This window comes from Flavobacteriales bacterium, assembly GCA_020635855.1.
GTDB lineage: Bacteria > Bacteroidota > Bacteroidia > JACJYZ01 > JACJYZ01 > JACJYZ01.
The window spans coordinates 1-24,192 of record JACJYZ010000004.1; the positions used below are offsets into that span (position 1 = coordinate 1).

Below are 24,192 nucleotides of genomic sequence, written 5' to 3' on the forward strand. Positions count from 1 at the left end.
CGGTCGCGTCAATCACATCCAACCACCCATTGACTATTTACAATTGACTATTGATCATTGACTATTACTACCCCCGCAGTCCGTAGCTTGTCACTAACGGCGGCGGGTGTTAGGCGAAGGTTGCACCTTCGTCTTTCTATTCTGTAGCATTCGCTACGCATCTAAGCCCACGATAGCTTTTTCTTTTTACCTTGGGTATGGTTCTTTGAAAAGTTTCTCCGTTTGGGATGATCATGCCAGGACGCAATCAAAGTTCAAGCGGCTATAGGTTCGGCTTCAATGGGAAAGAAGCTACGACCGAGTGGAATAGCCAGACCGGAGCCATCTACGACTATGGGTTCCGTATCTACGATGCCAGATTGGGGCGATTCCTAAGCGTTGACCCTATTTTTAGATCATATCCAGAATTGACTGTCTATCAATTTGCTTCCAATAGGCCAATTGATGGAATTGATCTGGAAGGGAAGGAATATTATTCTGTACACATTAAGGAATATCCTGATGGTACTCGAACACAAATGGCCGTGGTGAATTATACAAAAACCGCCGAGGGTTATGGCCCCAGAGGAGATGTTGGAATTACTTATACAATCCATAAAGTTGATAAGGACGGTAAACTCACAGGCGAAACGACACAGTTCAACGTAAAAAATCGTCACGGAATCTATCAAGGAGGTGATAACCCAAAAGCATATTGGGAAAAGCAACGTTCAGACGGAAGTTATCCGGACGATTATTCTTTAGACCCCATTGATGAAACGGATGCAAACGCCAAACAACATGATTTGGACTATGATAAAGTTCGTGCAAGCGGGCCAACCGATGCGGTGCTAAAAACCAACACAAAAGCCGCAGATGATGCTTATATTGAAAGAGCTAATGAGACTATCAAGAAGTATGAAGCAGGTGGTATTGATAATGTCACGGGCAAACCTGTTTCGTATAAAGCAAACGAGGCTGCAAAAGAAGGTAAAACTTTCTTTAACTTAGTTGGCCCGATAAAGCAATTCAAAGGCTTCCTCAAGAAAGTGGATGACTTTTTGGAGGGTTCATCTAACTGATTCACCTTGTGATGAATAAGCGGAAAAAGATTCTTCTGACTGCTTCAGGTATAATATCATGTACCTATTTTGTAGTTCCACTTTTTGTTGAATATTTCTTTCCGTTAGCTTACGGGGATTTTTTGGACAGTTCATTTTTTGCGATATCAACTGGAATCTATGCTGGATTTCGGTTCTTTGGAGAGAGTGCCGTTATTTTCTGGATAATGCTTGCGATTGCGGTATCAGTATTATGGGTTATTCTTTTTTTTCTGTTCAGATTTATATGGAACGGAGTTTCTATGCTGCGCAAAAAGCAATAGGCAATCTGGAGAGGATATGTTGGAATTCTTTGAAGGCCTCAAGAGGTATATAGAAAGCGGGAGAGCCCGCCGAGTTGGATGAGGCCATCAGGCACCAGGTAGAAGCGCTCAAAAATAACCTTAGTTAGCAACTTATTCAAGCGTAACTTGCACGTTCCAAACACCTTAATGTGCTTAGACACATATCAGAAGAAGTAGATGCTGATATCCAAGAGTAAACTGCAGTATAAATGCTTGTGTCTTTTAATTTTTGCTACCGTTATTGTTGGGTGTGCTACGGATGACAAAAAGCAAGATGATTTTTATTCGGTGGGGTGTGGCTCTGATTGTCGAAGAATCCCGTTACTAAAGCCGTATTTTGCAGCAAGCACTACCGGTATTGATGGGCAATGGTATTTGGATAATGGGCAGGAAGGCATCAAAGTTCAATTTCTCAATGTTGTTGATTCGGTTATAGTTTCTTGCTATTACAATGCATCCATTACAGTGCCCGAAAACAGAGATACTACGTGGTATATTCATGAGCCCTCAAAAATCAAGATGTATAAGTTCTCTTCGGAAGCAAAGTTTCAAGAGAAATTGAATGAATTTACGGATCAACCTGCCGTATTTTTAGACATCAAAAATTTGTATCGGGAATTGGTTGATAAAGGTTACTTGGATTGGTTTCCTGATGACTTTAAAGCCAAAAAATCTTCACGCATAGCCAGTATTGAGTAAGTTTCGATCATCTCCTACGACCCCTCGTAGTTAACAACTTCCACAGATATAACTTGCACGTTTCCAACACCTTACTGTACTTAGACGCAAAACACGGTCTATGGTACATATTGAGAAAGAAAAGCTGGTCATAGAGATCCCCCATCCTTGTCCGAAGGACTTCTTCTACGATCTGAGAAAAGCCATTATTGAAATCATACAGCGGCAGCAGGAAAACCCCAAGCTGGCGCCGATGTTCCTAAGCGCAGCTGGCGCGAATTTATGCGAGGGTTTACGGGAGGTTAATTCGTGCCTATGTTTATCGTAGTGCATCGGTCGTGTGGTTAGGTGCTACCGGCACATGTGGGTCATCCGCGGCTGCATCGATTACGTCATCGGGTACTACTATAATGCCTTCTACGAAGGTGCATTTGTTGCTAAGACAGAATATTTTGTTTAATAAAAGAGAAACCTGTTAACCCCTTTGTTTCTATTTGATTTACAAGTCTCTTTGATATGAAAATATTGGAATGAATAAATGGAAACATGAGTAGGTCGTACGAATTCTTTGCGTAATCCTTGTCAAGGATGAGTCTACTAGCACGAATATGTTTCATTTTTAGTTCACTTTTTTCTTTCAGAAATTCATCATAAGAGGATAATTTCAGATCGTTGATTTTAACGAATGCCAGGTTGGTGACTTGAAATGAAGATGCCGAAAAATCAACCCCAAATAAATCTCCTTTTACAAGATGAAGCCACTCGTATTTGTAGTTTTTTTCATTAAACTTGACTGATGCGGGGTAAAATTTATGTTCAATCATAGTGCTATTTTCAAATACTTCTTTTGCTCGTTGACTAAGTAGTAGTCCTCGCGCTGATATATTACTTGGGCTCAATAAATCTGTTAGATTCGCATCTTCTTCTAATTCAAAAAGCAGTTCCGGTTGTGCATTTGGAAATGCATTATTATTAAGTTTGGTCATAGAATTTGATTTCTCAAACCATTCTTTTGTAAATCCGTATCCCGAGGGCATCCCTTTACACTGAGGATAACTCTTTCCTACTACTTCTTCCTTAGTGGAGCATGTCAGAATATCGTATTCCATTGTAATATCCTTTTAATTTAGTTGCGTCAATACCCGGTCCACTATAGGTGTTCTGTCCAATTTTTCCGTCACCTTCCTTGGAAGAGAGGTCAAGGGAGAAAATGCAGGCATACTCCAGCGGACGGGTTGCTTTGATATGCTTTGGCATAGTGAAGGCAATTTACCAAATGATCAGCTTGAATTCCCCCAAGCTAGTGCCAATATTCCTATGCTTGGCTGGCGCGAATTTTTGCGAGGGCCTGTGCGGGGTGTTAATTCGTGCCTGAGGCAACTAATAGTTTCCGGAAGTCTTTGATGTGGTTTTCAGTTCAAGCGCCAATTGTCCGACATGTGACAAAGGTGGTTGTGCTTATCGGATAGCGCGAGCAAGGTTTTGCTGTATCTTGCATTTGTACGATCAGATGTGACATTGGCACGGATTAGCTACGCGCAGGCTTACGCTGAAATCCGCGCCAGCCGCTTTGGTGGAACATCGGTGCTAGCTGGGTCACCCCACCCATTGACCATTTACTATTTACTATTTACTATTTACCACCCTCTTTTCGAACAACCAATAACGAACAACCAATAACAAACAACCATTTGCTTTTTATCCGCAGGAAAACCTATCTTTGCACCCGTAGAGGTGGCATCGTTCCGTATCTACGGAACCGCCTTAATAGGGAATCCGGTGCCTGACCCTGGAACCAGTCCAGGTAAGAATTCCGGAGCTATCCCCGTAGCTGTAAGCTCTTTTTAAGTTTTCGCATTCCTTCAAGCCACTGTTCCCTTCGCGGAACGGGAAGGCCAGCAGAAAACGGAGCAAGCCAGAAGACCTGCCCTTGCAATTTGAACCATTCAAAGCTTTCGGGTGAAAAGCAAGGAATAGAAAAGCAGGCTTGCCTTCTTTATCCCCCATCGGGTATTCCTTTTTTTCTGAAAGCTTATAGTATGTTATTCTTTAACGCAACACGCTATGAGCAAAAAAACACAGCAAACGCCGGCAGGCGGAAAGTACCTGACAGGCATCACAACCGTGATGATGATGCTGTCGGCAACCACGTGCATACATGCACAAAACCAAACCACCGATTCCACAAAAACCTATGACCTCGGTGAGGTGGTCATTTCCGGTACACGCTTCGAAAAACATGAAGATGAAGTTGGACGAAGCGTAACGGTAATCACGAAAGAAAAACTCCAGGAATCACCTTACCAATCCCTGGCCGAACTGCTTGCACAGGAGGAAGGAATCTATGTAATGGGCAGTGAGCAGAACCCCGGTTCACTGCAAAACATCTACATGCGTGGCGCTGCTTCCAACCACACCGTCATCCTGATCGACGGTGTGCGCATCACCGATGCAACTAGTGTTGACAACGCCATCGATCTCTCCGAACTTTCTTTGTCTGACATTGAAAAAATCGAGATCGTACGTGGCTCGCACAGCACACTCTACGGTTCCTCCGCCATCGGTGGTGTTATCAACATCACCACATCCAAAAACATGGATCCCGGTTTCCATGGCCAGGCGCAACTTCACGCCGGTGAGTTCGGCGCCAAAACCTCCGACATGGGGGAAAAGCTGCACCTGAACTATACCCATACCAAAGGATTTTATGTCAATGCCGAAGCATTCAATCGCAACGTGAATGGCATCAATGCAACCATAGATACCATTACAAACCCCAATACCTTTAAGGATTTCGATCGCGACGGGTTTACCAAAACCGACCTCTCGGGGAAAGTCGGCTACCGTACTGACAAGTGGGATGTGTATGGCTCCGTGCGAAACACACAGCAATCATCCGACATTGACGACGGTGCTTACAACGATGACAACAACTACGTGATTGATTATCAAAGGCAGCTTTTTACCGCAGGTATCTCCAGACAAATCGGCGAGAAATGGAAAGTAAGCTACATCGGCGGGTACACCACCATGAACCGCGACGCAACAGACGATTCGACCGTGGTGGACGAAGCAGGTCTCACCGACCATAGTTTCTTCAAGGCCCATTATGAAGGCAGCGTATCCAACCATGAATTGCAGCTGAACCTCAAACTCAAACACATCACCCTCGTTGGAGGCGCAGGCACTTACATGGAAACCATGACGGCTTCCTCACAGTACCTCAACACCGCCTGGCAGTATACCAGCAGCAGTGATCTCGACAGCCTGGACATCCACGCATCCATCAACCACCTGTTCCTGCAAGGCGACATCAACGGAGCGTTGCTCGGTGACAAATGGAAAGATGTATCCCTCGTACTGGGCGCCCGCGGAAGCGACCATAACCTGTTCGGGAAAAACGTCTCCTTCGAGATAAACCCCTCATACCGCATCAGTGAAAGCTCACTGCTCTTTGCCTCCTACTCCACCGGGTTCAACGCCCCCGCACTTTACCGGTTGTACAGTCCGGAAACCAACTACATTTCAGGCATCACCCGTGGCAACAAATCCCTTGACCCCGAAAGATCCCTCTCCTTCGAGATGGGCTTCAAGCAGAGTGTGGGCAAAAACCTGCGTCTGGGTATGTCTTACTTCCAAACCAAGGTTTTTGACGCGATCGATTATGTGTACCTGTGGGACAAGAACATCGCCATTGACTCACTGGGCAACGACTGGATGCGCGATGACTACCGCGGCGACACCTACCTGAACATCGGCACCCAAACCAACCGTGGCGTTGAGTGCAACGTATTCACACGCCTGCACAAGAAGCTATCGCTGCAAGGGAATTTCAATCTGGTCAGTGGCAGGCTTGAGTACGACCGCAACTATGTATCCAACAAACAAACGCAGGGAAATCATGTGCAGCTTTACAGCAACGGCGCGTTCCTGGGAAAAGATGTGGAAACAACCGGGCTCGTTCGCAGGCCCAGCACAGCCAACATCAGCGTGAACTATACCCCCAATGATAAACTCAGCTTCAAAGCCGGCGTTCGTCATGTGGGTTCGCGAAACGATGTGTACTATGAATCCCAACTCGGTCCGTACGGCGCCCTGGCCACCCGACCCGTTTCCGATTACACACTACTCGACCTGACTGCGGCATATGCCTTCAACCAAAACTTTTCAGTGACCGCACTGGTGAGCAACATCACCGACGTCACCTACAGTGAGATCTACGGATACACAACGAAAGGCAGAGCCGTTTACCTGAAAGTCCGCTATGGCTTTCATGCCCTTCCCAAAACCAAATAACCGACTGTATTCTTTCAAAACATCAATGTCATGATACCCAAAAAAGAACCCAACCTGATGCGTTCCGGCGTGCTGTTCGGATTCATTGCTTTTGCAACCATATCCCGTCTGATGGCACCATACGTGCTGGGCCACCCGTCAAATCTCGCACCCATCGATGCCATCGCACTTTTCAGCGGCGCATACTGTGCCAGCCGGTGGCGCGCCATGATCATCCCCCTCCTTTCGGTATGGGTGGGCGATTGGTTCGTACTCACCGCACTCCACGGTAAACTGGAGATATTCTACCCAGGTTTCTATTGGCAATACGGCACATACATGTTGCTGGTGTTGCTCGGTTCTTCCCTGCGCGGAAAAGTGAATTTCGGTCGGGTGATGACAGCCAGCCTGCTTGCGGCATGCATCTTCTTTGTTATTTCCAATTTCGGCGTATGGGCGGGCGGATACATGTACCCCTACACCTGGAACGGCCTGATGGCCTGTTACACAGCCGGTATTCCGTACTTCAAATACACACTGGCGAGCGACCTGCTGTACAGCGGTATGCTCTTCGGTGCCTTTGAATGGATGCAGAACAGGTATCCGGTACTGACACGCAAACCGATCGGACTCACCCGTTAATGAACCCCGGTTCCACAGCCAAGCCGGCACTCCGGACAAAAACCTGCGTGTTCTGCCAGACCCGGTTCTCGTGCGGTTCCGGCCAGGCCGTGGCATGTTGGTGCAACCAATACCCCGCCATCATGTCGATGGATATTCAGCACGACTGTCTGTGCCAGGAGTGCCTGCACAAGGTGATCCGGGAGAAAACCGAAAATTATGCGCAGGCATTTCTGGCCGGGCTTACAGATGGGAAGGCGGCGAAAAAACTGGGACCGGCAACCGCGCCCATGGAAGGCATAGACTACCACAAGGATGATGCCGGCCGCTATGTTTTCACCGCTTGGTTCCACCTGCGGAGGGGCAAATGCTGCGGCAACAAATGCAGGCACTGTCCATACAACCACATCAACGTACCCGCATGATATACCTGATCACCGGCGGCGCCCGATCCGGCAAAAGCAGCCATGCACTCCGCCTCGCCGAATCCATGTCTGCCACCCCCATGTACATCGCAACCGCACGTATCTGGGATACGGATTTCAAAAAAAGGGTGGATCGGCACAAACAGGAACGCGGTGACAACTGGACCTCGATCGAAGAAGAAAAACACATCGGAACACTCGAACTTGAGAACAAGGTGGTGGTGATCGACTGCCTGACGCTTTGGCTCACCAACCTGTTCACCGATCACAACCAAAACATGGATAACTGCCTGAACGAAGCACGGCAGAACCTGGATGCACTGGCACAACAACAGGCCACCGTCATCCTCGTCACCAACGAGATCGGGATGGGTGTGCATGCCCACACCGAAACAGGACGCAGGTTCACGGATCTGCAGGGGTGGACCAATCAGCACGCAGCCTCACTGGCCGATGAAGTCATCCTCATGGTCTCAGGTATTCCCGTTACCGTAAAATCATGACAGATCTATTCGACATACAACCGGTACCCGGCAACCTCGTTCCGGAACTTCAGCAGAAGATCGATGGAAAAACCAAACCACCGGGCGCTTTGGGTATGCTGGAAAAAATTGCCCTACAAATAGGAAGTATCCAACAAACCTTACAACCGAAACTCACCCTCCCCAACCTGGTGGTTTTCGCTGGTGATCATGGCATTGCCACCACCGGACTCGTGAACCCGTTTCCGCAGGAAGTAACCGCACAAATGGTGTACAATTTTTTGAACGGAGGTGCAGCCATCAATGTGTTTTGCAAACAACACAACATACGTATGCAGGTGGTGGATGCCGGTGTGAACCATCGTTTTTCCGAACACCCTGATCTGATCAATGCGAAACTGAAGAAGGGAACCCACAACTACCTGGAGTCTCCCGCCATGACCTTACAGGAATGCAAAGAGATCATGCATCGCGGTGCGAACCTGATTGACAGGATTCATCAGACCGGGTGCAATGTGATTGCATTCGGAGAGATGGGAATCGGCAATACATCCGCTGCTGCCATCCTTTGCCACCTGTTTACCGGCCATGACCTGGAAGCCTGCACGGGTAAGGGAACCGGATTGGATGAGGCGGGGATTGATCGCAAGAGAAAAATACTGGCACAAGCCGTTACCAGGCATCCTGGTATCACTGACCCGGTGGAAATACTCGCCACTTTCGGCGGCTTTGAGATCGCCATGATGTGCGGTGCCATGCTGCAGGCTGCCAGCCACCGCATGGTGATGATCATCGACGGATTCATCGTGGGCGCCGCCTTGCTGGCTGCATCGGCCATCTGTAAAGAGGTGACCGGCTATTGTATCTTTGCACATCTGTCGGAAGAACAGGGCCACCGCCTCCTGCTCGATCACCTGGAAGCCCAACCGATCCTGCAGTTGGGCATGCGTTTGGGCGAAGGCACGGGAGCGGCACTGGCCTACCCGTTGGTGGCATCTGCCGTGGGATTCCTGAATGAAATGGCCAGCTTTGAAAGCGCCGCTGTTTCCGGCAAAACATCCGTGTCGTGAAACAGCAGCTCCGCATATTTTTCACTGCGGTGATGTTCTTCACGCGACTGCCATGCCCGCGATGGGTAGATCATGACCCGACGTATCTCACCAAAAGTTCACGCTACTTTCCTCTGGTGGGCATCATCGTGGGAAGCCTGGGTGCCTGTATATATCTGATCGCTTCTTTTGTGTTTGCCCACTCCATTTCCATTGTCCTGAGTATGATCGCCACCATCCTCATTACCGGCGCATTTCATGAAGACGGGTTGGCGGATGTATGCGACGGGTTCGGTGGAGGCTGGACAAAGGATGACATCCTCCGCATCATGAAAGATTCACGGATCGGTGCCTACGGCGTGATCGGCACCATCTGCGCACTCGGACTGAAATTCCTGTGCCTGCTCGAAATGCCCCACGGGGTAATTGTGCCCGCAATGATATCCGGGCATGCACTCAGCAGATTTGCGGGAGTTACATTGCTGTACACCCATCCATATGTGCGATCTGAGGATGTAAAAGCCAAACCCGCAGCGGAAAAGATGGACATACCGTCCCTCCTGCTTGCCGGTATTTTCGGTTTGATGCCGCTGTTGCTTTTCAAAGATGCTCAGGTATTATGGGCATTGGTCCCGGTGTTCGTTGCCCGTTTCTGGCTGGGTCGGTATTTCCGCAAATGGATCGGCGGGCAGACCGGTGATTGCGGTGGCGCCACCCAGCAGGTTTGCGAAGTGGTGTTTTATCTCACACTGCCACTCGTATGGAAATTGTATTGATCCGCCATACCACCCCGGACATTGCCAAAGGAATCTGCTACGGACAGTCGGATATACCGTTGGCAAAAACGTTTGAGCGTGAGGCGGAACTCATCCGCATCGCACTTGCCAGCGGACCGTTTCCCGATGCGGTTTTTAGCAGTCCGCTCAGCCGATGCCAACAACTGGCTTCCTTTCTTTCACCCGCATCTTTTCAGGTGGATGACCGGCTCATGGAACTGCACTTCGGGACCTGGGAAATGACAGCCTGGAATAGCATTGATCCATTGCAACTCGACCCCTGGATGCGGGATTTTGTACACACGCCCTGCCCGGGAGGTGAATCATACATGCAGCTGTACAAACGTACGAGCGCGTTCCTGGATCAGTTGCGTATGGAGCCGCTTGAACGGGTGTGGGTGATCACCCACGGCGGTGTGATCAGGGCCGCCCTGGCTCACTGCGGCGATACAACGCTGGAAAATTCCTTCGACCGCAAGATTGGATACGGGACAATCACCCGGCTGCACTTGTCGTAAAACTGCGCTTTGCATTTTTGCTACATTTGAGTCGCCAAAACCCATCCTCATGAAACATCCTTCCATTCACCTGACAGGTGTCATGCTTACCTTCCTGTTTGCACTTTTTTCCATTTCCGAATCAACCGCCGCAACCGACGGAAATGCCGATTCATTGTACATCGCTTCGCACTACAACAAACAGGAAGTGATGATCACCATGCGTGACGGCGTGAAGCTTTTCACCCAGATCTACGCTCCAAAGGATGCTTCGGAAAAGTACCCCATCCTGCTCAAACGCACACCTTACAGCTGCCAACCTTATGGTAATGATGGCTTCAGAAAAGACCTCGGTCCCGACAGCCTTTTCATTCGTGAGAAATACATTTTTGTTTACCAGGATGTCAGGGGACGATTCATGTCGGAAGGCACCTATGTGAACATGCGACCACAGATTGATCAGAAAAAGAAGAAAACGGATATCGATGAGAGCAGCGACACATGGGACACGATCGACTGGCTGGTACAGAATGTGTCCAACAACAATGGCAAGGTGGGCATGTACGGAATCTCCTACCCGGGATTTTATACCGCCGTGGGCAGCATAGACAGCCACCCGGCACTCAAGGCCGTTTCACCGCAAGCCCCCATTGCGGATTGGTTTTGGGACGACTTCCACCACCACGGCGCATTTTTCCTGCCGCATGCTTTCGGATTCTTCTCCTTTTTCGGAAAACCCCGGCCACAACCCACCAAGGTATGGCCGGCCCGTTTCGATTACGGCACCCCTGACGGCTATCATTTTTACCTGGACAAACTCGGTGCGCTCAGCCAGGTCAACCCGAAGTTTTATCATGATAGCATTGCGTTCTGGAATGAAATGGCAGCCCACCCCAATTACGATACATTCTGGCAAAGCCGCAACCTGCTTCCGCATCTGAAAAACATCCGATGCGCCGTATTAACCGTAGGAGGGTTGTTTGATGCGGAAGACCTGTACGGCTCGTTTAAAATTTACGGCCAGATTGAAAAAGACAACCCCGGCATTTCCAACCGGGTGGTGATCGGTCCGTGGCGGCACGGCGGCTGGGTGCGCGACGACGGCACCCACCTGGGCAATGTGGCATTCGGAGACAGCCTGCCTGCATCCAGGTATTACCAGGAGCAAATTGAGTTTCCCTTTTTTCAATATCACCTGAAAGGCAAAGGCAATTCAGATCTTGCCGAAGCCACCGTTTTTGAAACAGGCACCAACAAGTGGCGCAAGTTCGACAGCTGGCCGCCGAAAGGGATCGTTCAGAAAAAACTGTACCTACATCCCGGGCATCGCATGAATTTCACCGCAGATGCATCACAAACATCCGATTCATTCATCAGCGATCCTGCGCATCCGGTACCTTTCACCGAAACGATTTACACCGGAATGACCAGGGAATATATGACGGATGATCAGCGCTTCGCATCCAAACGGTCTGACGTGCTGACCTATCAAACCGATATCCTGGATGAAGATGTGACACTGGCTGGCCCCATCCTGGCACACCTGCTGGTATCTACTTCACAATCCGATGCCGACTGGGTGGTGAAACTTATTGACGTGTACCCGGATGATGCGCCTGACAACGCATACATGCAAGATCGGCTGCACATGGGCGGATACCAGCAGATGGTGCGCAGCGAAGTCATCCGCGGTCGTTTCCGCAACAGCTACTCCGTGCCCGAACCCTTCCAACCCGATCAGCCGGCGGAAGTGAAACTACCCCTGATGGATGTGATGCACACCTTCCGGAAAGGTCACCGGATCATGGTGCAGATACAAAGCACATGGTTTCCGCTGGTGGACCGGAACCCTCAGAAATATGTGCCGAACATTTTCGAGGCAACGGAAAACGACTTCGTTCCTGCCACACATAAGCTATATATGGGCACCGAGAGCGGAACTTTCCTTGAAGTGGGCGTTCTCAGGAACCCATAAGTGCCTCTTTGGCTTTTGCAAGTGTTGTTGACACGTTGGACGGTTCGTGTACAAAAGGAATGTATACACGCACCCGCGTCCCTTGTGGAAACACATCGTCTGTTTGCATCAGGATGGGTTTTTTATAACGTTTATTGAACGCCTCGATTCGCTCCTGGAGGATACGTGTTCCGTAAGATTTATGCGTACCCGCTGTTGCTTCCTTCAGTTCCTGTGCTTTGGTTCTTCCAATGCCATTGTCGGTAACGGTGCAGACCAGGCTTCCCTCGCTTCTTGCAATTTCCACATCCAGCTTCCATTCCTCTTCGGCTGTTCCCTGGAAACCGTGTTTGATTGAATTTTCGATCAACGGTTGAAGAATCAGTGTGGGCATCTCCTCATCTTCAGGATCGAGTTCGGATGAAACCCGGATGTGGTATTCCAGGTGTCCGTTCATGCGCAGGTTCTCCAGCGCGAGATAGTGATCCAGCATTTCAACTTCCTGTTGCAACAGAATCTTATCTTCCCGCGAGCCTTCCAGAATGGCTCGGATCAGGCGTGCGAACCGGCCGAGGAACTGCGTGGCCTCATCTGACTGGTTTTTCCTGATAAACCCTTGAATAGACGTAAGTGCATTGAAAATGAAATGCGGATTCATCTGTGAACGTAGCGCTTTCTGTTGCAACTCGAGCATCTGTTTCCTGTCCCTCAGCCTCCGGTTCTGATACACAAACACCAAAAACCCAATCGCAGCCACACCCAATCCGGCACCGCCCGCCATGAGGTTGCGTGACTGGGTAAGTTTCAACTCCTGCACTTTGTTCTTTTCCGCCAGCAGGGCCAGTTCCTGTGTCTTTTTCTCGTCTTTGTACTTTGCTTCCACCTCGGCTATTTTTTCATCCCGGCTGGTCACACCGACAGAATCCCTGAGGTGTTTTTCGATCTTCAGATGATCAAAGGCTTCCTTGTACATTCCGTCGGCTTCGAAAGACTTCCAAAGCAACTCATGCGAAGTCATCAGCGGATCTGCATATTTGTTCCTGAGTGCCAGATCTGCCCCTTTGAAACAATATCCCCTTCCTTCCTTTCCTTGGCCAACTTTTATGAGCACCTCACCAAAGTTGTTATATGCCACACACAGCGAGCTATTGAGTCCGGTTTTCTCATATACCTGTATGGCCTCGATCATCGCTTTTTTACACGCTTCAACATCCCCCTTATTGGCGTAACAGTGCCCAAGGTATTCGCCGGCATAGGCAGCATACATCTGCATATCCAGTTTGTTGTAAATGGCCAATGCTTTGTTCAGCACCTCGATGCCTTCATCGTTTCGATGCTGATCTTCATAAAGGATGCCCAGCATGAGATAATCGTACGCCGCCATGCTGGTATGCTTCAGGGCGAGGTCGAGTTCCAGGGCACGCTTCATTTTCTCCTCGGCCTTGTCGTACATTTTGCTGTCAACGTAAAGCTTCCCCAGGTAAATACATGCTTCCGCCACGGCATCCGAATCGTTTCTCACCTCCGCTTTTTTCAACCCCCTGATATAGTATTCCGCTGACAATTCTTCCTTACCCAGGTTGGAGTAGGCCCGTCCGACGGCAATCAGGGCATAATGCAGTTCCGATTCCACTTGTCCTTCTTGCAACGCATGTAGGCTCTGTTCATAGTAATACAAGGCCGAATCCAACTGGCCGCTCATTTCATTTTGCACACCGATTTGCCGTTGACTCAGGCCCATGCCTTTGTGATACCCTATGTCCCGGGATTCCTGCAACGCCTTCCGTGCATATATAGGTGGATCACCCGGCTTTTCCCGGACTGATATTTCGGCCATCCGGCACAGCATCAGGATCCGGTTGGTATCATTCTGGTGATCCAGTATGGCCTTGAGGCTGTCGAGATCTTTATAGTCGGCGAAGGCCATAACATGGATCAGACATACCCATGCCGATGTAAGGAGAATACGTTTCATTAACCCGGGGATTAAGTTATTTGGAGGGGATATAAAGTTATGTCAAATCATGGATATCTTGTCTATTGATTCGGGAGTTGGGCAAGATTTTTTTAGCGGCTTGTCCGACTTCAGAATTTCCACAACATTCGGCCGTAGCATTGTATCGAACCAATACACCAAAGTGATGAAACAAGTATCCATCCTGCTTATCGTTGTCTTTAGCCTGAGTTGCTCCAAGGCACAGAAGCTCAAAACAGCGGATGTTCCGACAGCCGTTCAGTCATCCTTCAAAGATCATTACCCGCTTGCGGAATCCGTTAAGTGGGAGAAAGAAGACGGAAACTTTGAAGCCGAGTTTGACTTGAACAAAGTGGAATCTTCCGCTCTGTTTGATGAACGGGGTACCTTCCTCCAGGAGGAAACCGAAATAGAAAAAAGCATGTTGCCTTCGGGGGTAACCAACTATTGCGCCCAACAGTTTTCCGGTTATAAGTTAACCGAAGCCTCCAAGATTAGGGATGCATCCGGCACGGTGTCTTTCGAAGCCGAAATGTCAAAAGGCAAGGAGCGCTTTGATGCGATGTTCGATGCATCAGGAAACTTTGTTGAGAAGAAGGTACAGCCGTCCGATGACGAGGAATCGGAAGACTGAAAAAGCCTCCCCAGCACTACACTTACCGGCCACCCCAGGGGGTGGCCTTTTTATTTCATGCCCCCACTGCCTGACGCATCTCGGCCAGTTCTACGCGAAGCTGGCGAAACATATCGCGGATGCTGTCAAGGTTCAGGTCATCGGGTTGGTATTCCCTTGTATTGACACTGCACGTGTATTCCCATATTTCCAGGATGTCTTCCGGCTGTATCGCATAAGGCGGATATACGGGGTTATCGGAATGCAGGTACAGGCATCCTTCTTCCTTCAACCGATTGTAAATCCTTTTATACACAATGCCATCGTTGCGACTCAGGATGACATAGGTGGAACCATCACGAATTTCGCCGACGTGCTCGATATACCTGCCCACCACAAACGATCCTTCCCGAAGCGGCGGCATGGAATCCCCTTCAATCGGGAACGCCCGGTGTTTTCCCACGGGCATGAAAGGCAGTTGCATGTGCTGAAGTTGCTCGATGTATTCCGGATCACTGTACCCGCTCAGGTAACCGGCCTTGGCTCTGAAAGGCACCACCTCGATGGGCTCATTGCCGGATGTATCCACGGTGATGGGCAGGAGGATCCGGTTGGCACCCAGCTCCAGCAACTCCTTCAACGAAACCTTGCGCAGGTCCACTGAAATCAGCACATCGATGCTCACATGAAAGTGCCGTGCGATCCGCTGAAGGATGTCCAGCGGCGGTTCCGACTTCCCTTCTTCATACTTGGCCAGGCGGGCGCGGGTCAGGATGAGCGTATCAGCAAGTTTCTGCTGAGAAACACCTTCCTGGTTGCGCAAATGACGAATGTTTTCAGAGAGGATGGACATGGATATTATTTTTCTCAAATATAGAAAAACATTTTGATAACATACGTCTCAAACCCGGAAGGACCCCGAGCAGCCCGCAAAGCTCATTTTCAAGTTCCCACATTTTCAAATGGGTTCACCCCGTTCCCTCATTTATCCCGACCACATCCTCAGAACCGCTGACCACCCTCTCATCTCCGAATTTATCCAGAACCCTTGGGCCTAGTTTTGCGCCATCAACACATTCGTACATACAAAAAACAAAACCATGAAATCAATTGCACTGACTGCTTCACTATTCCTGACGGCCATCGCGGGAATCAATGCACAGACCGTACCGGTTCAGTACCTTGAACCTAAGTTTAACGCATCGAATTACGACTATTTCCGTTTCGGGAATTCCAGTCTGAACTTCGGCGGACTGATGCTTAACAAAAGCTCCAATATCTACGGCAATGGAGATGACATGTGCATTTATACGCATTCCAATCGCGACCTGAACCTGAGATCCGGAACAGGCAACATCATCCTGCACCCGGATGCAAACACCGCCAATCAGGGCAAAACCGGGATCGGCCTTACCAACCCCACCTCCAAACTGCACATCAACGGTGATGTTCGTATCAACGACAACTTTGCGCTTTATCTGCGCTCAGGAAGCGACCTGAACCATGGTATCAAGTACTATGGCAACGGTATTTCCTTCGCAGGATATCAACCCGATGGCCCGATCGTGTTCGGATTTAACGGTGGTGCACTGGGTGCCACATGGAGTGGAGAAAGAGTTGTTCTCGCATGGGACCACAACGGCAAAGTGGGCATTGGCACCACCAATTTGAATTGCGCCACCTGCGGAGATTACAACCTGTTTGTGACCAAAGGCATCCGGACGGAAAAAGTGAAAGTAGACATCGCCACCGGTGTATGGGCCGACTACGTGTTCAGTGATTTCTACGAACTGAAAAGCCTGCCGGAAGTAGAAAAGTTCATCAAGGCAAACAAGCATCTCCCAGGTGTGCCCAGCGCTACCGAAGTGGAAGCAGACGGCGTGGACCTGGGGAACATGAACGCAAAACTTTTGGAAAAGGTTGAGGAAATGACCCTGTATGTGATTCAACAACAAAAGGAAATCGACGCTTTGAAGCAAACAGTTAAAAACATGAAATAAGCATGAACATCACTTCTTGTTGAATTCAAATCTTGCAGGATGTTTTGTTGGGCAATGGTCAAAGTGACCTGAAAGTTGTCTGGGAGCCAAATCCAAAGCGTATCCGTTCGTGAAATGCATGTAGAAAATAATTGCTTCCATAAGACCTATGCCGGCAACCTTCAAGATCTCCCGGCATAACACGAATCACCCAAGGATCCACATCCATAAACAGGAAAATAATCAGACATTAATACACCGCACGATGCGTGTCCAAAGAGGTTGTCCAAACGAAAACCTCTTTTTGTTTTATTAAATAAAGAATTTTGATTGTAGATAATATGAAGTACAAAAAATATGCGTTACACTAACCTCCAAGAATAAATGAGCATCGGCATTCGCTCATCGAGATAATACGCTTGCTCTTTTCAAAGATCACTTGTGATCCATAGTCACTAATATTACATAAAACCCTGTCATCCATGAAGCACATCCTACTCTCAGGTTTTCTCCTTGCATCCACATGGGCCTGCGCAACCCACAACAAAGGAGGTGAAATATCCTACAAACACCTATCAGGAAGAACATATGAGGTGGAGGTGGTAACATTCACGCACACATTGTCGCAGGCAGACCGCGACTCATTGTATATAGAAGTGGCGGAAGACACTTCCCTCAACAAATGGGCGAAGCGGATCAATGGCCCAGACACCGATCCGGCCAACGGCATTCCGGATGGAGAATCGATCGGTTGTTCCCAAACCAAGAAAAATATATACCTGTTCCAATGTACATTTCCACACGACGGAACCTACCACATCAGCATGGTGGACCCCAACCGCAATGCGGGAATCGTAAACATTCCGGTTTCGGTGGATGTTCCTTTTTGTATCGATGCGGAAATTCACGTGAATTCCAGCCAACCCAACAGTTCACCCCGGTTCTTGTCCGATCCGATATATTTTGCAGAGCTCAACATACCTTGTACATTAAATGCAACGGCTTTTGACGACGAAGGGGACAGCTTGGTTTTCGCATTGGATACCTGCCTGGAATTATTTGGCAGTCCGGTCTCAGGGTATACCATCCCCGCCGGTGTTTCCCAAAACCCGATCAATGGAGAATTTGTCTGGAACCTTCCTACACTGAAAGGAGAATATGCCTTTCGTGTAAAGATTTCCGAATGGAGAGATGGGGTTTTCCTGGGATATACTAGTCGTGATTTCAATGTAAATGTTCAGGAGAGTTATTTTTCCGACTTTGTTTTTGATAGCCTTGCCACATGGCCAAAAAACAGCAACGGCGATTATGAAATCCACGTGGCACCCAACAACCCCGTTCAACTTCCTATCTCCTATGAAAACAAATCCGTATGGGTTCCCGACATCCTGGGCATCGGAGATGTTTTTTCCATGCCAAATGCTGCCCAGCTTAATCTGACTACAACCACCACTTCGGTAAGCGGTCTTTTTACATGGACACCTGGCACAAATGACTTCAGGTCGCAACCTTATGTAGTTACGTTCAGGGGAGCGTCGGTCTACAGCAACAACTCGCAATGCCTGTATCACGACCTGACACTCATGATTTATGTAGATATCCCGGCGGGAATCAACGATGCGGGAACAAGCGACAATACCATGCAACTGTTTCCTAATCCCTTCTCCTATCATACTACTTTGAAACTGAATGAAAGGCTGGTGGCGTTGAAGCCTGTATTATATGTACGAGACGCACTCGGAAGAATAGTACACCGGCAGGAAATACATTCCACGGAAACGGTGATAGCACCAAAGGGAGTCGGTCCGGGTATCTACTACTACGCGATCACCACTGCAGACCCAAACGTGCAAAAAACCGGAAAGGTGGTGATTCAATAGCGTGAGCATATGTCGGCATTTCATTCTCAAATTGTCGCATTTCCACATTTTCAAATTTCCCTCATCCCGCCCATCCGTCCCTGTCCAGACTGCGGTACTGGATCGCTTCCGACAAATGTTCGACCTGTATATCGGCACTGCCGGCCAGATCGGCGATGGTTCGCGCCACTTTTAAAATACGGTCATAAGCACGCGCCGACAATCCCAACCGATCCATAGCCTGCTTAAGCAACGCTTTACCCTCCGCGTCAACTTTGCATACCTTCCTGAAAAGACGTGACGACATATGGGCATTGCAATACACCTGATGCAAACCTTTGAAGCGTTCCTCCTGGATGCGCCGTGCCTCCATCACCCGGTTGCGTACAACCTCACTTTTCTCAGCAGTGCGCTCTTCCGAGAGTTCGGATACATCCACAGGCGTTACCTCCACGTGCAGGTCGATGCGGTCCAGCAACGGTCCGCTGATCCGGTTCAGGTACTTTTGCACGATGCCAGGAGCACACACACAGTCTTTGTCGGGATGGTTGTAAAACCCGCAGGGGCACGGGTTCATGGACGCCACCAACATGAAGCTTGCCGGGTAGTCTACACTGATGCGCGCACGGGAGATGGTCACCATGCGTTCTTCCAGGGGCTGGCGCATGACTTCAAGCACCGCCCTTTTGAACTCCGGCAATTCATCCAGAAAAAGCACCCCGTTATGCGCAAGGGATATCTCACCGGGCTGGGGATAACTGCCTCCACCGACCAGGGCCACATCACTTACGGTATGATGCGGTGCGCGGAAAGGTCGATCAGCAATGAGCGGCACCCCACGTGGCAGACGTCCGGCCACCGAGTGAATTTTGGTGGTCTCCAGGGCCTCGTGCAGGTCCATCGGAGGCAGTATGGTGGGCAAGCGCCGTGCCAGCATGGTTTTTCCTGCCCCGGGTGGTCCCACCAGGATGATGTTGTGCCCCCCAGCCGCCGCAATCTCGAGCGCACGTTTGATGTTCTCCTGCCCGCGTACATCGGAAAAGTCGACCTCACCACGTGTATGTCCGGCGGAAAGCAATTGGCTGATGGAGGCCTCCCGGGGTTGCAGTGTACCCGTCTCCCGGAAGTAAGCGATCACCTCTCCTATGGTTTCAGCACCCAGTACTTCAAGATCGGTTACAATGGAAGCCTCCTCCGCGCTCTCCAATGGCAAGATGACACCCCTGAACCCGTCAGCCCGTGCCTTGAGGGCGATGGGGAGCGCACCCCGTATAGGTCGTAACCCACCATCGAGCGACAATTCTCCCATGATCACATAAGTTCCTACACGGTCTGAGGGAATCTGACCGCTGGCCGCCAAGATGCCAATGGCAAGGGTCAGGTCATATGCAGAGCCTTCCTTTCGGATGTCGGCAGGTGCCATATTGATAACAATCTTTTTGCCGGGTATGCGGTAGCCGGAATTCTTCAGGGCGGATTCGATGCGGTGGTGGCTTTCCTTCACGGCGCTGTCGGCCAGGCCCACCAGAAAGAAATTCACACCGGTATCCACATTGACCTCAACCGTGATGGGAATGGCATCGACGCCATGTACGGCGCTGCCATAGGTTTTAACGAGCATGATGTTTTGCGGGCAAAGCTAGGTTGCCCATGCTTGCAGATGTATCGAAAGGCCTGTTGCTTCTTACCTCTGCAAGAAACTACATTGCTTTATCTGAATCATAGGTTGGCAAATCGGGGACATCCCCCGTATCGAACCACCCTCCTCCGCTAAAGCTACGGAGGGCACAGCGAACAACAAACTTATCACCCCACCTGCGCTTCAATGCCCAGGATCAGGGCATGAATCACTTTGATATGAATCTCCTGGGCCCGGTCGGCATAATTGCTTTTGGGTGCGCGGATTTCTACATCACACAATGCCGCAAGCTTTCCTCCATCGCCACCTGTAAGGCCCACGATTTTTATTTGTTGCTTGCGGGCCGCCTCGGCTGCGCGAATCACATTAACAGAATTTCCGCTGGTACTGATGGCCAGCAATATATCCCCCGAACGACCCAGGGCCTGAACCGAGCGTGAGAAAACTTCCTCAAAACCATAGTCGTTGGCCACACAGGTAAGGTGGCCGGGATCAGCAATGGCAAGAGCAGGCAACGGTTTCCGGTCATTCCTGAACCTGCCGGTCATCTCCTCGGCGAAATGAATGGCATCACACATGGAGCCACCGTTTCCACACGAAAGTACCTTGCCGCCCGCACGGATGGAAGCCACAATCAAATCCACCGCTTCCGCCGTTTTAGCCGGCCCGTCTCCATTCATGAATGATGTCAGCACCCTACTGGCTTCCTCAAATTGGTCTCTTATGGCGTTCATCATCCGGTTGGTCGATTTTGTTTCGACAAAGTTAGCAAAATGGAAACCCTATGCTTGTGTTTCCATATACCATTCTATATATTGGGCGACCCAAAGAGTCTTTGGCGCTTAAAACAAACTTCTTGACCGATGGCATTTCGAATTGTGATGACCGGCATGCTGATGATGCTGGCCTGTCTGCTGGGTGTGGCTCAGAATGCGATCGACGCCGAAGAACTCAACTGCTACTCGCAGTGGGAAAGGGTGTTCAAGGATCGCGGCGCCTACGACATCGATGATGGCGAATACACTGATGTGGTGGTTTCCATCCGCCAAAAATCCAAGAATGCAGACGGTGAGTACACCACCGAGATTACATGCAAATGCTACAGCGGTAAGGCTGAAGTGAAAAACGGAAGAATCACCGGTATTTACATCAAGGTGGTGGACAACACATTTGAAAAACTGGACAAAAAGTACAAGTATTTCAATCAGCTGGCGACCATTGACAATGGCATCTCCAGGAACATCATCACACAGGAAGGTGACCTGGTCAATGTCATCTTTGCTGAAAAACTGAAACCCAAGAGCCCGGATAAAGCCATATCAAAAATGGATGGCCCGCAATAGGAGCGAAAAAGGTTATTCACAATGTTTGGATTTCAAATCGAATTTTTCTAATTTGACTTTTCAGAGTTGGCGCGGGTGGACAGAGATCGGACCGCGAGGATCAGTATAAACGACGAATCAAGTTCATGAAGAGAATACTGCTTTCCCTGCTATTAGTTGCAGGAACCCAGGTAGGTGCGTTTGCACAAGGCGAGTCGGATTGCTTCACAAAGTGGGCGGTCCTGTTTGAAAAACGTGGCGCAGAGCCCGTTCCCGATGGCGAATATGAAAATGCCATCATCTCCATCCGCAAGATTCTGTATGATGAAGAAACCGGGCTAACAGAAACCATCATCAACTGCTACGCCGGAAAAGCTGTGGTAGAAGGTTCCAAGGTAACGGGTATGTTCTTGCGCCTTGTGGATAACTCCTATGAAAAGATCGAGCGTGACTACAAATACAACATTGACGCCGTAGTGGAAAATGGCATCTCCAAGACCCGTGTCACCAAAACCAACGAACTTATCAACGTGATCTTCCCGGATAAGCTGAAACCCAAAAAGCAGGCTTACCAGGAAGCACCGCCACCGCCACAGTTTTCAGACGAAGAGTAAAAAAAAGGGATGTTTTCACATCCCTTTTTTTATGCATTCCAGCGCGTGGCACCCTTAAAGGTTCTTTTTCCCGAACCTACACAGTCCCTCGTCCAGAAACCTCCGGTATTCATCCGCACTGGGCGTATACCCCCTTGGGTTTGCCAGCAGGTTCATATCGGTATCAATCAATACATACCAGGGTTGCGACAGCTTGTCGTATTCCGTTACCTGCAATTCACTCCACTTATCGCCCACCGTTTTGATCTCCCGTTGTGTAGCCTCCGAATAATACTGCTCGCTCTTGGGCAAAGATTGCCGGTCATCCACATACAGCGAGATCAGCACATAGTCATCCGTCAATCGCTCCAACACCTCTTTTTCCGACCACACCTTGTCTTCCATGCGGCGGCAATTGGTACAGGTCCAGCCCGTGAAGTCAAGCATCACCGGTTTGTCGTGCTCCCTGGCATAGGCAAGGCCTTCGTTCAGGTCGTGGAAGCAGGTGATCCCCTGGGGGCATTCACCCTGTTGAAAAACGGAATAGAATGTGGGTGGTATGAGCCCGCTCAGGAGAGTCAACTTTGAACCGCCCCAGATACCCGGAAGCATATAAACAGCAAAAACAAAGGCCATCACCCCTACACCCGCTTGCCCCCATTTGGGCCGCTTCCCGTTGAATACACCCAGCAGGTAAAGACTGAGCAGCAACGCGATGATCACCCAAAGAGCGATAAAGACTTCACGTTTCAACAGCCCCCAATGGTAGGCCTGATCCGGATTGGAGAAGAACTTCAGGGCAAAAGCCAACTCCAGGTACCCCAGGCTCACCTTCACCGTCTGCAACCAACTACCCGATTTCGGCAGGGAATTGAGCCAGGCCGGAAATGCTGCGAACAGGGCAAAGGGCAACGCCAGGGCAACGGCAAAACCCGTCATACCCACCAGCGGCCCCTGGATGTTGCCATGTACCGCTGTTTCCACCAGCAAGGTTCCAATGATCGGACCGGTACATGAAAATGAGACGATGCTCAGTGTGAATGCCATGAAGAAGATGCCGATGTACCCGCCACGGTTCGATAGCGTATCGATCTTGTTGGCCCATGAACCGGGCAGGGCGATCTCGAACGCACCGAAAAACGAAATGGCGAATACCAGGAAAATCACGAAGAACGCCAGGTTCATCGCCACGTTCGATGAAAGTTCGTTAAGGACCTGCGGACCGAGAGATGCAGTGACTGCGTAACCCAGACCCACATAAATAATAACGATGTTTAATGCATACAATAGGGCGTTGAACAATCCCTTCCTGTAGTTGGTGCTGGTTTTGGTGAAGAAGCTAACGGTGAGGGGGATGATGGGAAACACACATGGCGTCAGCAAAGCAATCAGGCCACCGATGAATCCTGCGAGAAAGATGGCCCACAGACTGAGGTCTTTCGTACTGTCTTCATTGGCCAACGTACCACAGTCATCGGAAAAGGTTTGTTCACCGGGCTCGGTCGATGTCGCTTTCCCTTCATCGGTTGACATCTCATCCCGATCAAATTTGCATTGGCCGGTTTGGATCTCACCCGGCACCAGGGGAATCTCAAATGTTTTGGAAACCGGTGGCAGACACTCGCCGTCTCGGCAGGTCATGTATTCAATGCTGCCTTTGACCACGGCACCTTCAGAAGTTGCAGTTACTGTTTGACAAAAGGAAACGCCTCCGCTGTATTGGATCAGGTCCATTTCGAAGAGCTCTTCATAGTATTTCTCCGCCTCCCCCTGCTCATTCACCTCCTGCTCCAGGCTGTAGCCATTCGGTTCATCAAAATGAAAGGATGTGGGAATCGGGCCGCCATCTTCAATATGTTGCGAGTAAAGGTGCCAGCCCTTGTCGATCTTCGCCTTGAACACCAACTCATATTGGTTGTCTCCGACCGGGTAAGCTTTCATGGTCCACTTTACCGGGTCGTATACCTGGCTCCATGCAAAGGATGTAGAAACCCAAAGGAATAAGATGAATGCGAATACCGCCTTGCTGCTTATATACTTCATGTCACAGAAATTCGAGGAGCATTTCAAA

20 protein-coding genes, 1 pseudogene and 1 riboswitch are annotated in these 24,192 nt (G+C 49.6%); of the genes and pseudogenes, 15 read left to right on the forward strand and 6 right to left on the reverse strand.

Annotated features, from left to right (window positions below; all coding sequences use genetic code 11):
• Positions 1–215 precede the first annotated feature (215 nt).
• Positions 216–1,061, forward strand: a pseudogene (locus H6585_12085) (hypothetical protein).
• A gap of 500 nt (positions 1,062–1,561) precedes the next feature.
• Positions 1,562–2,083: a hypothetical protein gene (locus H6585_12090; GenBank protein MCB9449070.1), complete on the forward strand. Its 522-nt coding sequence runs from the start codon at positions 1,562–1,564 to the stop codon at positions 2,081–2,083.
• 416 nt (positions 2,084–2,499) lie between these two features.
• Here the strand turns inward: H6585_12090 and H6585_12095 are convergent, their stop codons facing one another.
• Positions 2,500–3,171, reverse strand: coding sequence for a hypothetical protein (locus H6585_12095; protein ID MCB9449071.1), 672 nt, complete (start codon positions 3,169–3,171; stop codon positions 2,500–2,502).
• 606 nt (positions 3,172–3,777) lie between these two features.
• Positions 3,778–4,009, forward strand: a riboswitch (cobalamin riboswitch).
• Positions 4,010–4,126: 117 nt separating this feature from the next.
• Here H6585_12095 and H6585_12100 point away from each other — a divergent pair.
• From H6585_12100 to H6585_12135, 8 genes are all read left to right on the forward strand, one after another.
• Complete coding sequence (locus H6585_12100; protein MCB9449072.1) at positions 4,127–6,358, forward strand: TonB-dependent receptor; 2,232 nt, start codon at positions 4,127–4,129, stop codon at positions 6,356–6,358.
• Positions 6,359–6,388: 30 nt separating this feature from the next.
• Positions 6,389–6,979 (forward strand): hypothetical protein, encoded by a 591-nt coding sequence (locus tag H6585_12105; GenBank protein MCB9449073.1) that lies wholly within the window; start codon positions 6,389–6,391, stop codon positions 6,977–6,979.
• Positions 6,979–7,383 (forward strand): hypothetical protein, encoded by a 405-nt coding sequence (locus H6585_12110; GenBank protein MCB9449074.1) that lies wholly within the window; start codon positions 6,979–6,981, stop codon positions 7,381–7,383. The genes H6585_12105 and H6585_12110 overlap by 1 nt, the downstream gene beginning before the upstream one ends.
• On the forward strand, positions 7,380–7,886 hold the full coding sequence (cobU, locus tag H6585_12115) for a bifunctional adenosylcobinamide kinase/adenosylcobinamide-phosphate guanylyltransferase (GenBank protein MCB9449075.1): 507 nt from the start codon (positions 7,380–7,382) through the stop codon (positions 7,884–7,886). The genes H6585_12110 and cobU overlap by 4 nt, the downstream gene beginning before the upstream one ends.
• Positions 7,883–8,935 carry a nicotinate-nucleotide--dimethylbenzimidazole phosphoribosyltransferase gene (gene cobT, locus H6585_12120; GenBank protein ID MCB9449076.1) on the forward strand — a complete coding sequence of 351 codons (1,053 nt, stop codon included), beginning with the start codon at positions 7,883–7,885 and terminating at the stop codon, positions 8,933–8,935. The genes cobU and cobT overlap by 4 nt, the downstream gene beginning before the upstream one ends.
• A complete protein-coding gene (locus tag H6585_12125; GenBank protein ID MCB9449077.1) occupies positions 8,932–9,690 on the forward strand; it encodes an adenosylcobinamide-GDP ribazoletransferase in 759 nt (252 codons plus the stop codon). Before cobT ends, H6585_12125 begins: the two co-directional genes overlap by 4 nt.
• Positions 9,675–10,208: an alpha-ribazole phosphatase gene (gene cobC, locus H6585_12130; GenBank protein MCB9449078.1), complete on the forward strand. Its 534-nt coding sequence runs from the start codon at positions 9,675–9,677 to the stop codon at positions 10,206–10,208. The genes H6585_12125 and cobC overlap by 16 nt, the downstream gene beginning before the upstream one ends.
• Before the next feature lie 82 nt (positions 10,209–10,290).
• On the forward strand, positions 10,291–12,162 hold the full coding sequence (locus tag H6585_12135; GenBank protein ID MCB9449079.1) for a CocE/NonD family hydrolase: 1,872 nt from the start codon (positions 10,291–10,293) through the stop codon (positions 12,160–12,162).
• Here H6585_12135 and H6585_12140 read toward each other — a convergent pair.
• Positions 12,149–14,116, reverse strand: a complete 1,968-nt coding sequence (locus H6585_12140) for a histidine kinase (GenBank protein MCB9449080.1) — start codon at positions 14,114–14,116, stop codon at positions 12,149–12,151. The two genes, H6585_12135 and H6585_12140, sit on opposite strands and share 14 nt — an antisense overlap.
• A gap of 166 nt (positions 14,117–14,282) precedes the next feature.
• On the opposite strand from H6585_12140, the gene H6585_12145 reads away from it, so the two are divergent.
• A complete protein-coding gene (locus H6585_12145; protein MCB9449081.1) occupies positions 14,283–14,750 on the forward strand; it encodes a PepSY-like domain-containing protein in 468 nt (155 codons plus the stop codon).
• A gap of 55 nt (positions 14,751–14,805) precedes the next feature.
• Here the strand turns inward: H6585_12145 and H6585_12150 are convergent, their stop codons facing one another.
• Positions 14,806–15,582 carry a LexA family transcriptional regulator gene (locus H6585_12150; protein ID MCB9449082.1) on the reverse strand — a complete coding sequence of 259 codons (777 nt, stop codon included), beginning with the start codon at positions 15,580–15,582 and terminating at the stop codon, positions 14,806–14,808.
• 247 nt (positions 15,583–15,829) lie between these two features.
• Here H6585_12150 and H6585_12155 point away from each other — a divergent pair, with 247 nt between their 5' ends.
• Both H6585_12155 and H6585_12160 read left to right on the forward strand, forming a co-directional pair.
• Positions 15,830–16,729 (forward strand): hypothetical protein, encoded by a 900-nt coding sequence (locus tag H6585_12155; protein ID MCB9449083.1) that lies wholly within the window; start codon positions 15,830–15,832, stop codon positions 16,727–16,729.
• Between the two features lie 461 nt (positions 16,730–17,190).
• On the forward strand, positions 17,191–18,588 hold the full coding sequence (locus tag H6585_12160) for a T9SS type A sorting domain-containing protein (protein ID MCB9449084.1): 1,398 nt from the start codon (positions 17,191–17,193) through the stop codon (positions 18,586–18,588).
• Between the two features lie 61 nt (positions 18,589–18,649).
• Here H6585_12160 and H6585_12165 read toward each other — a convergent pair whose 3' ends face one another.
• Together H6585_12165 and gmhA are read right to left on the reverse strand one after the other, a co-directional pair.
• Positions 18,650–20,188: a YifB family Mg chelatase-like AAA ATPase gene (locus H6585_12165; protein MCB9449085.1), complete on the reverse strand. Its 1,539-nt coding sequence runs from the start codon at positions 20,186–20,188 to the stop codon at positions 18,650–18,652.
• A gap of 185 nt (positions 20,189–20,373) precedes the next feature.
• Positions 20,374–20,940, reverse strand: a complete 567-nt coding sequence (gene gmhA / locus H6585_12170) for a D-sedoheptulose 7-phosphate isomerase (protein MCB9449086.1) — start codon at positions 20,938–20,940, stop codon at positions 20,374–20,376.
• 129 nt (positions 20,941–21,069) lie between these two features.
• Between gmhA and H6585_12175 the strand changes: the two genes are divergently transcribed.
• Together H6585_12175 and H6585_12180 are read left to right on the forward strand one after the other, a co-directional pair.
• Complete coding sequence (locus H6585_12175; protein ID MCB9449087.1) at positions 21,070–21,549, forward strand: hypothetical protein; 480 nt, start codon at positions 21,070–21,072, stop codon at positions 21,547–21,549.
• A gap of 125 nt (positions 21,550–21,674) precedes the next feature.
• The gene (locus tag H6585_12180; GenBank protein MCB9449088.1) at positions 21,675–22,142 is read left to right on the forward strand and encodes a hypothetical protein; all 468 of its coding nucleotides are present in this window, start codon (positions 21,675–21,677) and stop codon (positions 22,140–22,142) included.
• Between the two features lie 54 nt (positions 22,143–22,196).
• Here H6585_12180 and H6585_12185 read toward each other — a convergent pair whose 3' ends face one another.
• Positions 22,197–24,164, reverse strand: a complete 1,968-nt coding sequence (locus H6585_12185) for a thioredoxin family protein (GenBank protein MCB9449089.1) — start codon at positions 24,162–24,164, stop codon at positions 22,197–22,199.
• Between the last annotated feature and the right edge of the window lie 28 nt (positions 24,165–24,192).

Coding starts and splice junctions, on each gene's coding strand:
- H6585_12090 (MCB9449070.1), top strand. CDS start 1,562: ATGCTGATATCCAAGAGTAAACTGCAGTATAAATGCTTGTGTCTTTTA.
- H6585_12095 (MCB9449071.1), bottom strand. CDS start 3,171: ATGGAATACGATATTCTGACATGCTCCACTAAGGAAGAAGTAGTAGGA.
- H6585_12100 (MCB9449072.1), top strand. CDS start 4,127: ATGAGCAAAAAAACACAGCAAACGCCGGCAGGCGGAAAGTACCTGACA.
- H6585_12105 (MCB9449073.1), top strand. CDS start 6,389: ATGATACCCAAAAAAGAACCCAACCTGATGCGTTCCGGCGTGCTGTTC.
- H6585_12110 (MCB9449074.1), top strand. CDS start 6,979: ATGAACCCCGGTTCCACAGCCAAGCCGGCACTCCGGACAAAAACCTGC.
- cobU (MCB9449075.1), top strand. CDS start 7,380: ATGATATACCTGATCACCGGCGGCGCCCGATCCGGCAAAAGCAGCCAT.
- cobT (MCB9449076.1), top strand. CDS start 7,883: ATGACAGATCTATTCGACATACAACCGGTACCCGGCAACCTCGTTCCG.
- cobC (MCB9449078.1), top strand. CDS start 9,675: ATGGAAATTGTATTGATCCGCCATACCACCCCGGACATTGCCAAAGGA.
- H6585_12135 (MCB9449079.1), top strand. CDS start 10,291: ATGCTTACCTTCCTGTTTGCACTTTTTTCCATTTCCGAATCAACCGCC.
- H6585_12140 (MCB9449080.1), bottom strand. CDS start 14,116: ATGAAACGTATTCTCCTTACATCGGCATGGGTATGTCTGATCCATGTT.
- H6585_12145 (MCB9449081.1), top strand. CDS start 14,283: ATGAAACAAGTATCCATCCTGCTTATCGTTGTCTTTAGCCTGAGTTGC.
- H6585_12150 (MCB9449082.1), bottom strand. CDS start 15,582: ATGTCCATCCTCTCTGAAAACATTCGTCATTTGCGCAACCAGGAAGGT.
- H6585_12155 (MCB9449083.1), top strand. CDS start 15,830: ATGAAATCAATTGCACTGACTGCTTCACTATTCCTGACGGCCATCGCG.
- H6585_12160 (MCB9449084.1), top strand. CDS start 17,191: ATGAAGCACATCCTACTCTCAGGTTTTCTCCTTGCATCCACATGGGCC.
- H6585_12165 (MCB9449085.1), bottom strand. CDS start 20,188: ATGCTCGTTAAAACCTATGGCAGCGCCGTACATGGCGTCGATGCCATT.
- gmhA (MCB9449086.1), bottom strand. CDS start 20,940: ATGAACGCCATAAGAGACCAATTTGAGGAAGCCAGTAGGGTGCTGACA.
- H6585_12175 (MCB9449087.1), top strand. CDS start 21,070: ATGGCATTTCGAATTGTGATGACCGGCATGCTGATGATGCTGGCCTGT.
- H6585_12180 (MCB9449088.1), top strand. CDS start 21,675: ATGAAGAGAATACTGCTTTCCCTGCTATTAGTTGCAGGAACCCAGGTA.
- H6585_12185 (MCB9449089.1), bottom strand. CDS start 24,164: ATGAAGTATATAAGCAGCAAGGCGGTATTCGCATTCATCTTATTCCTT.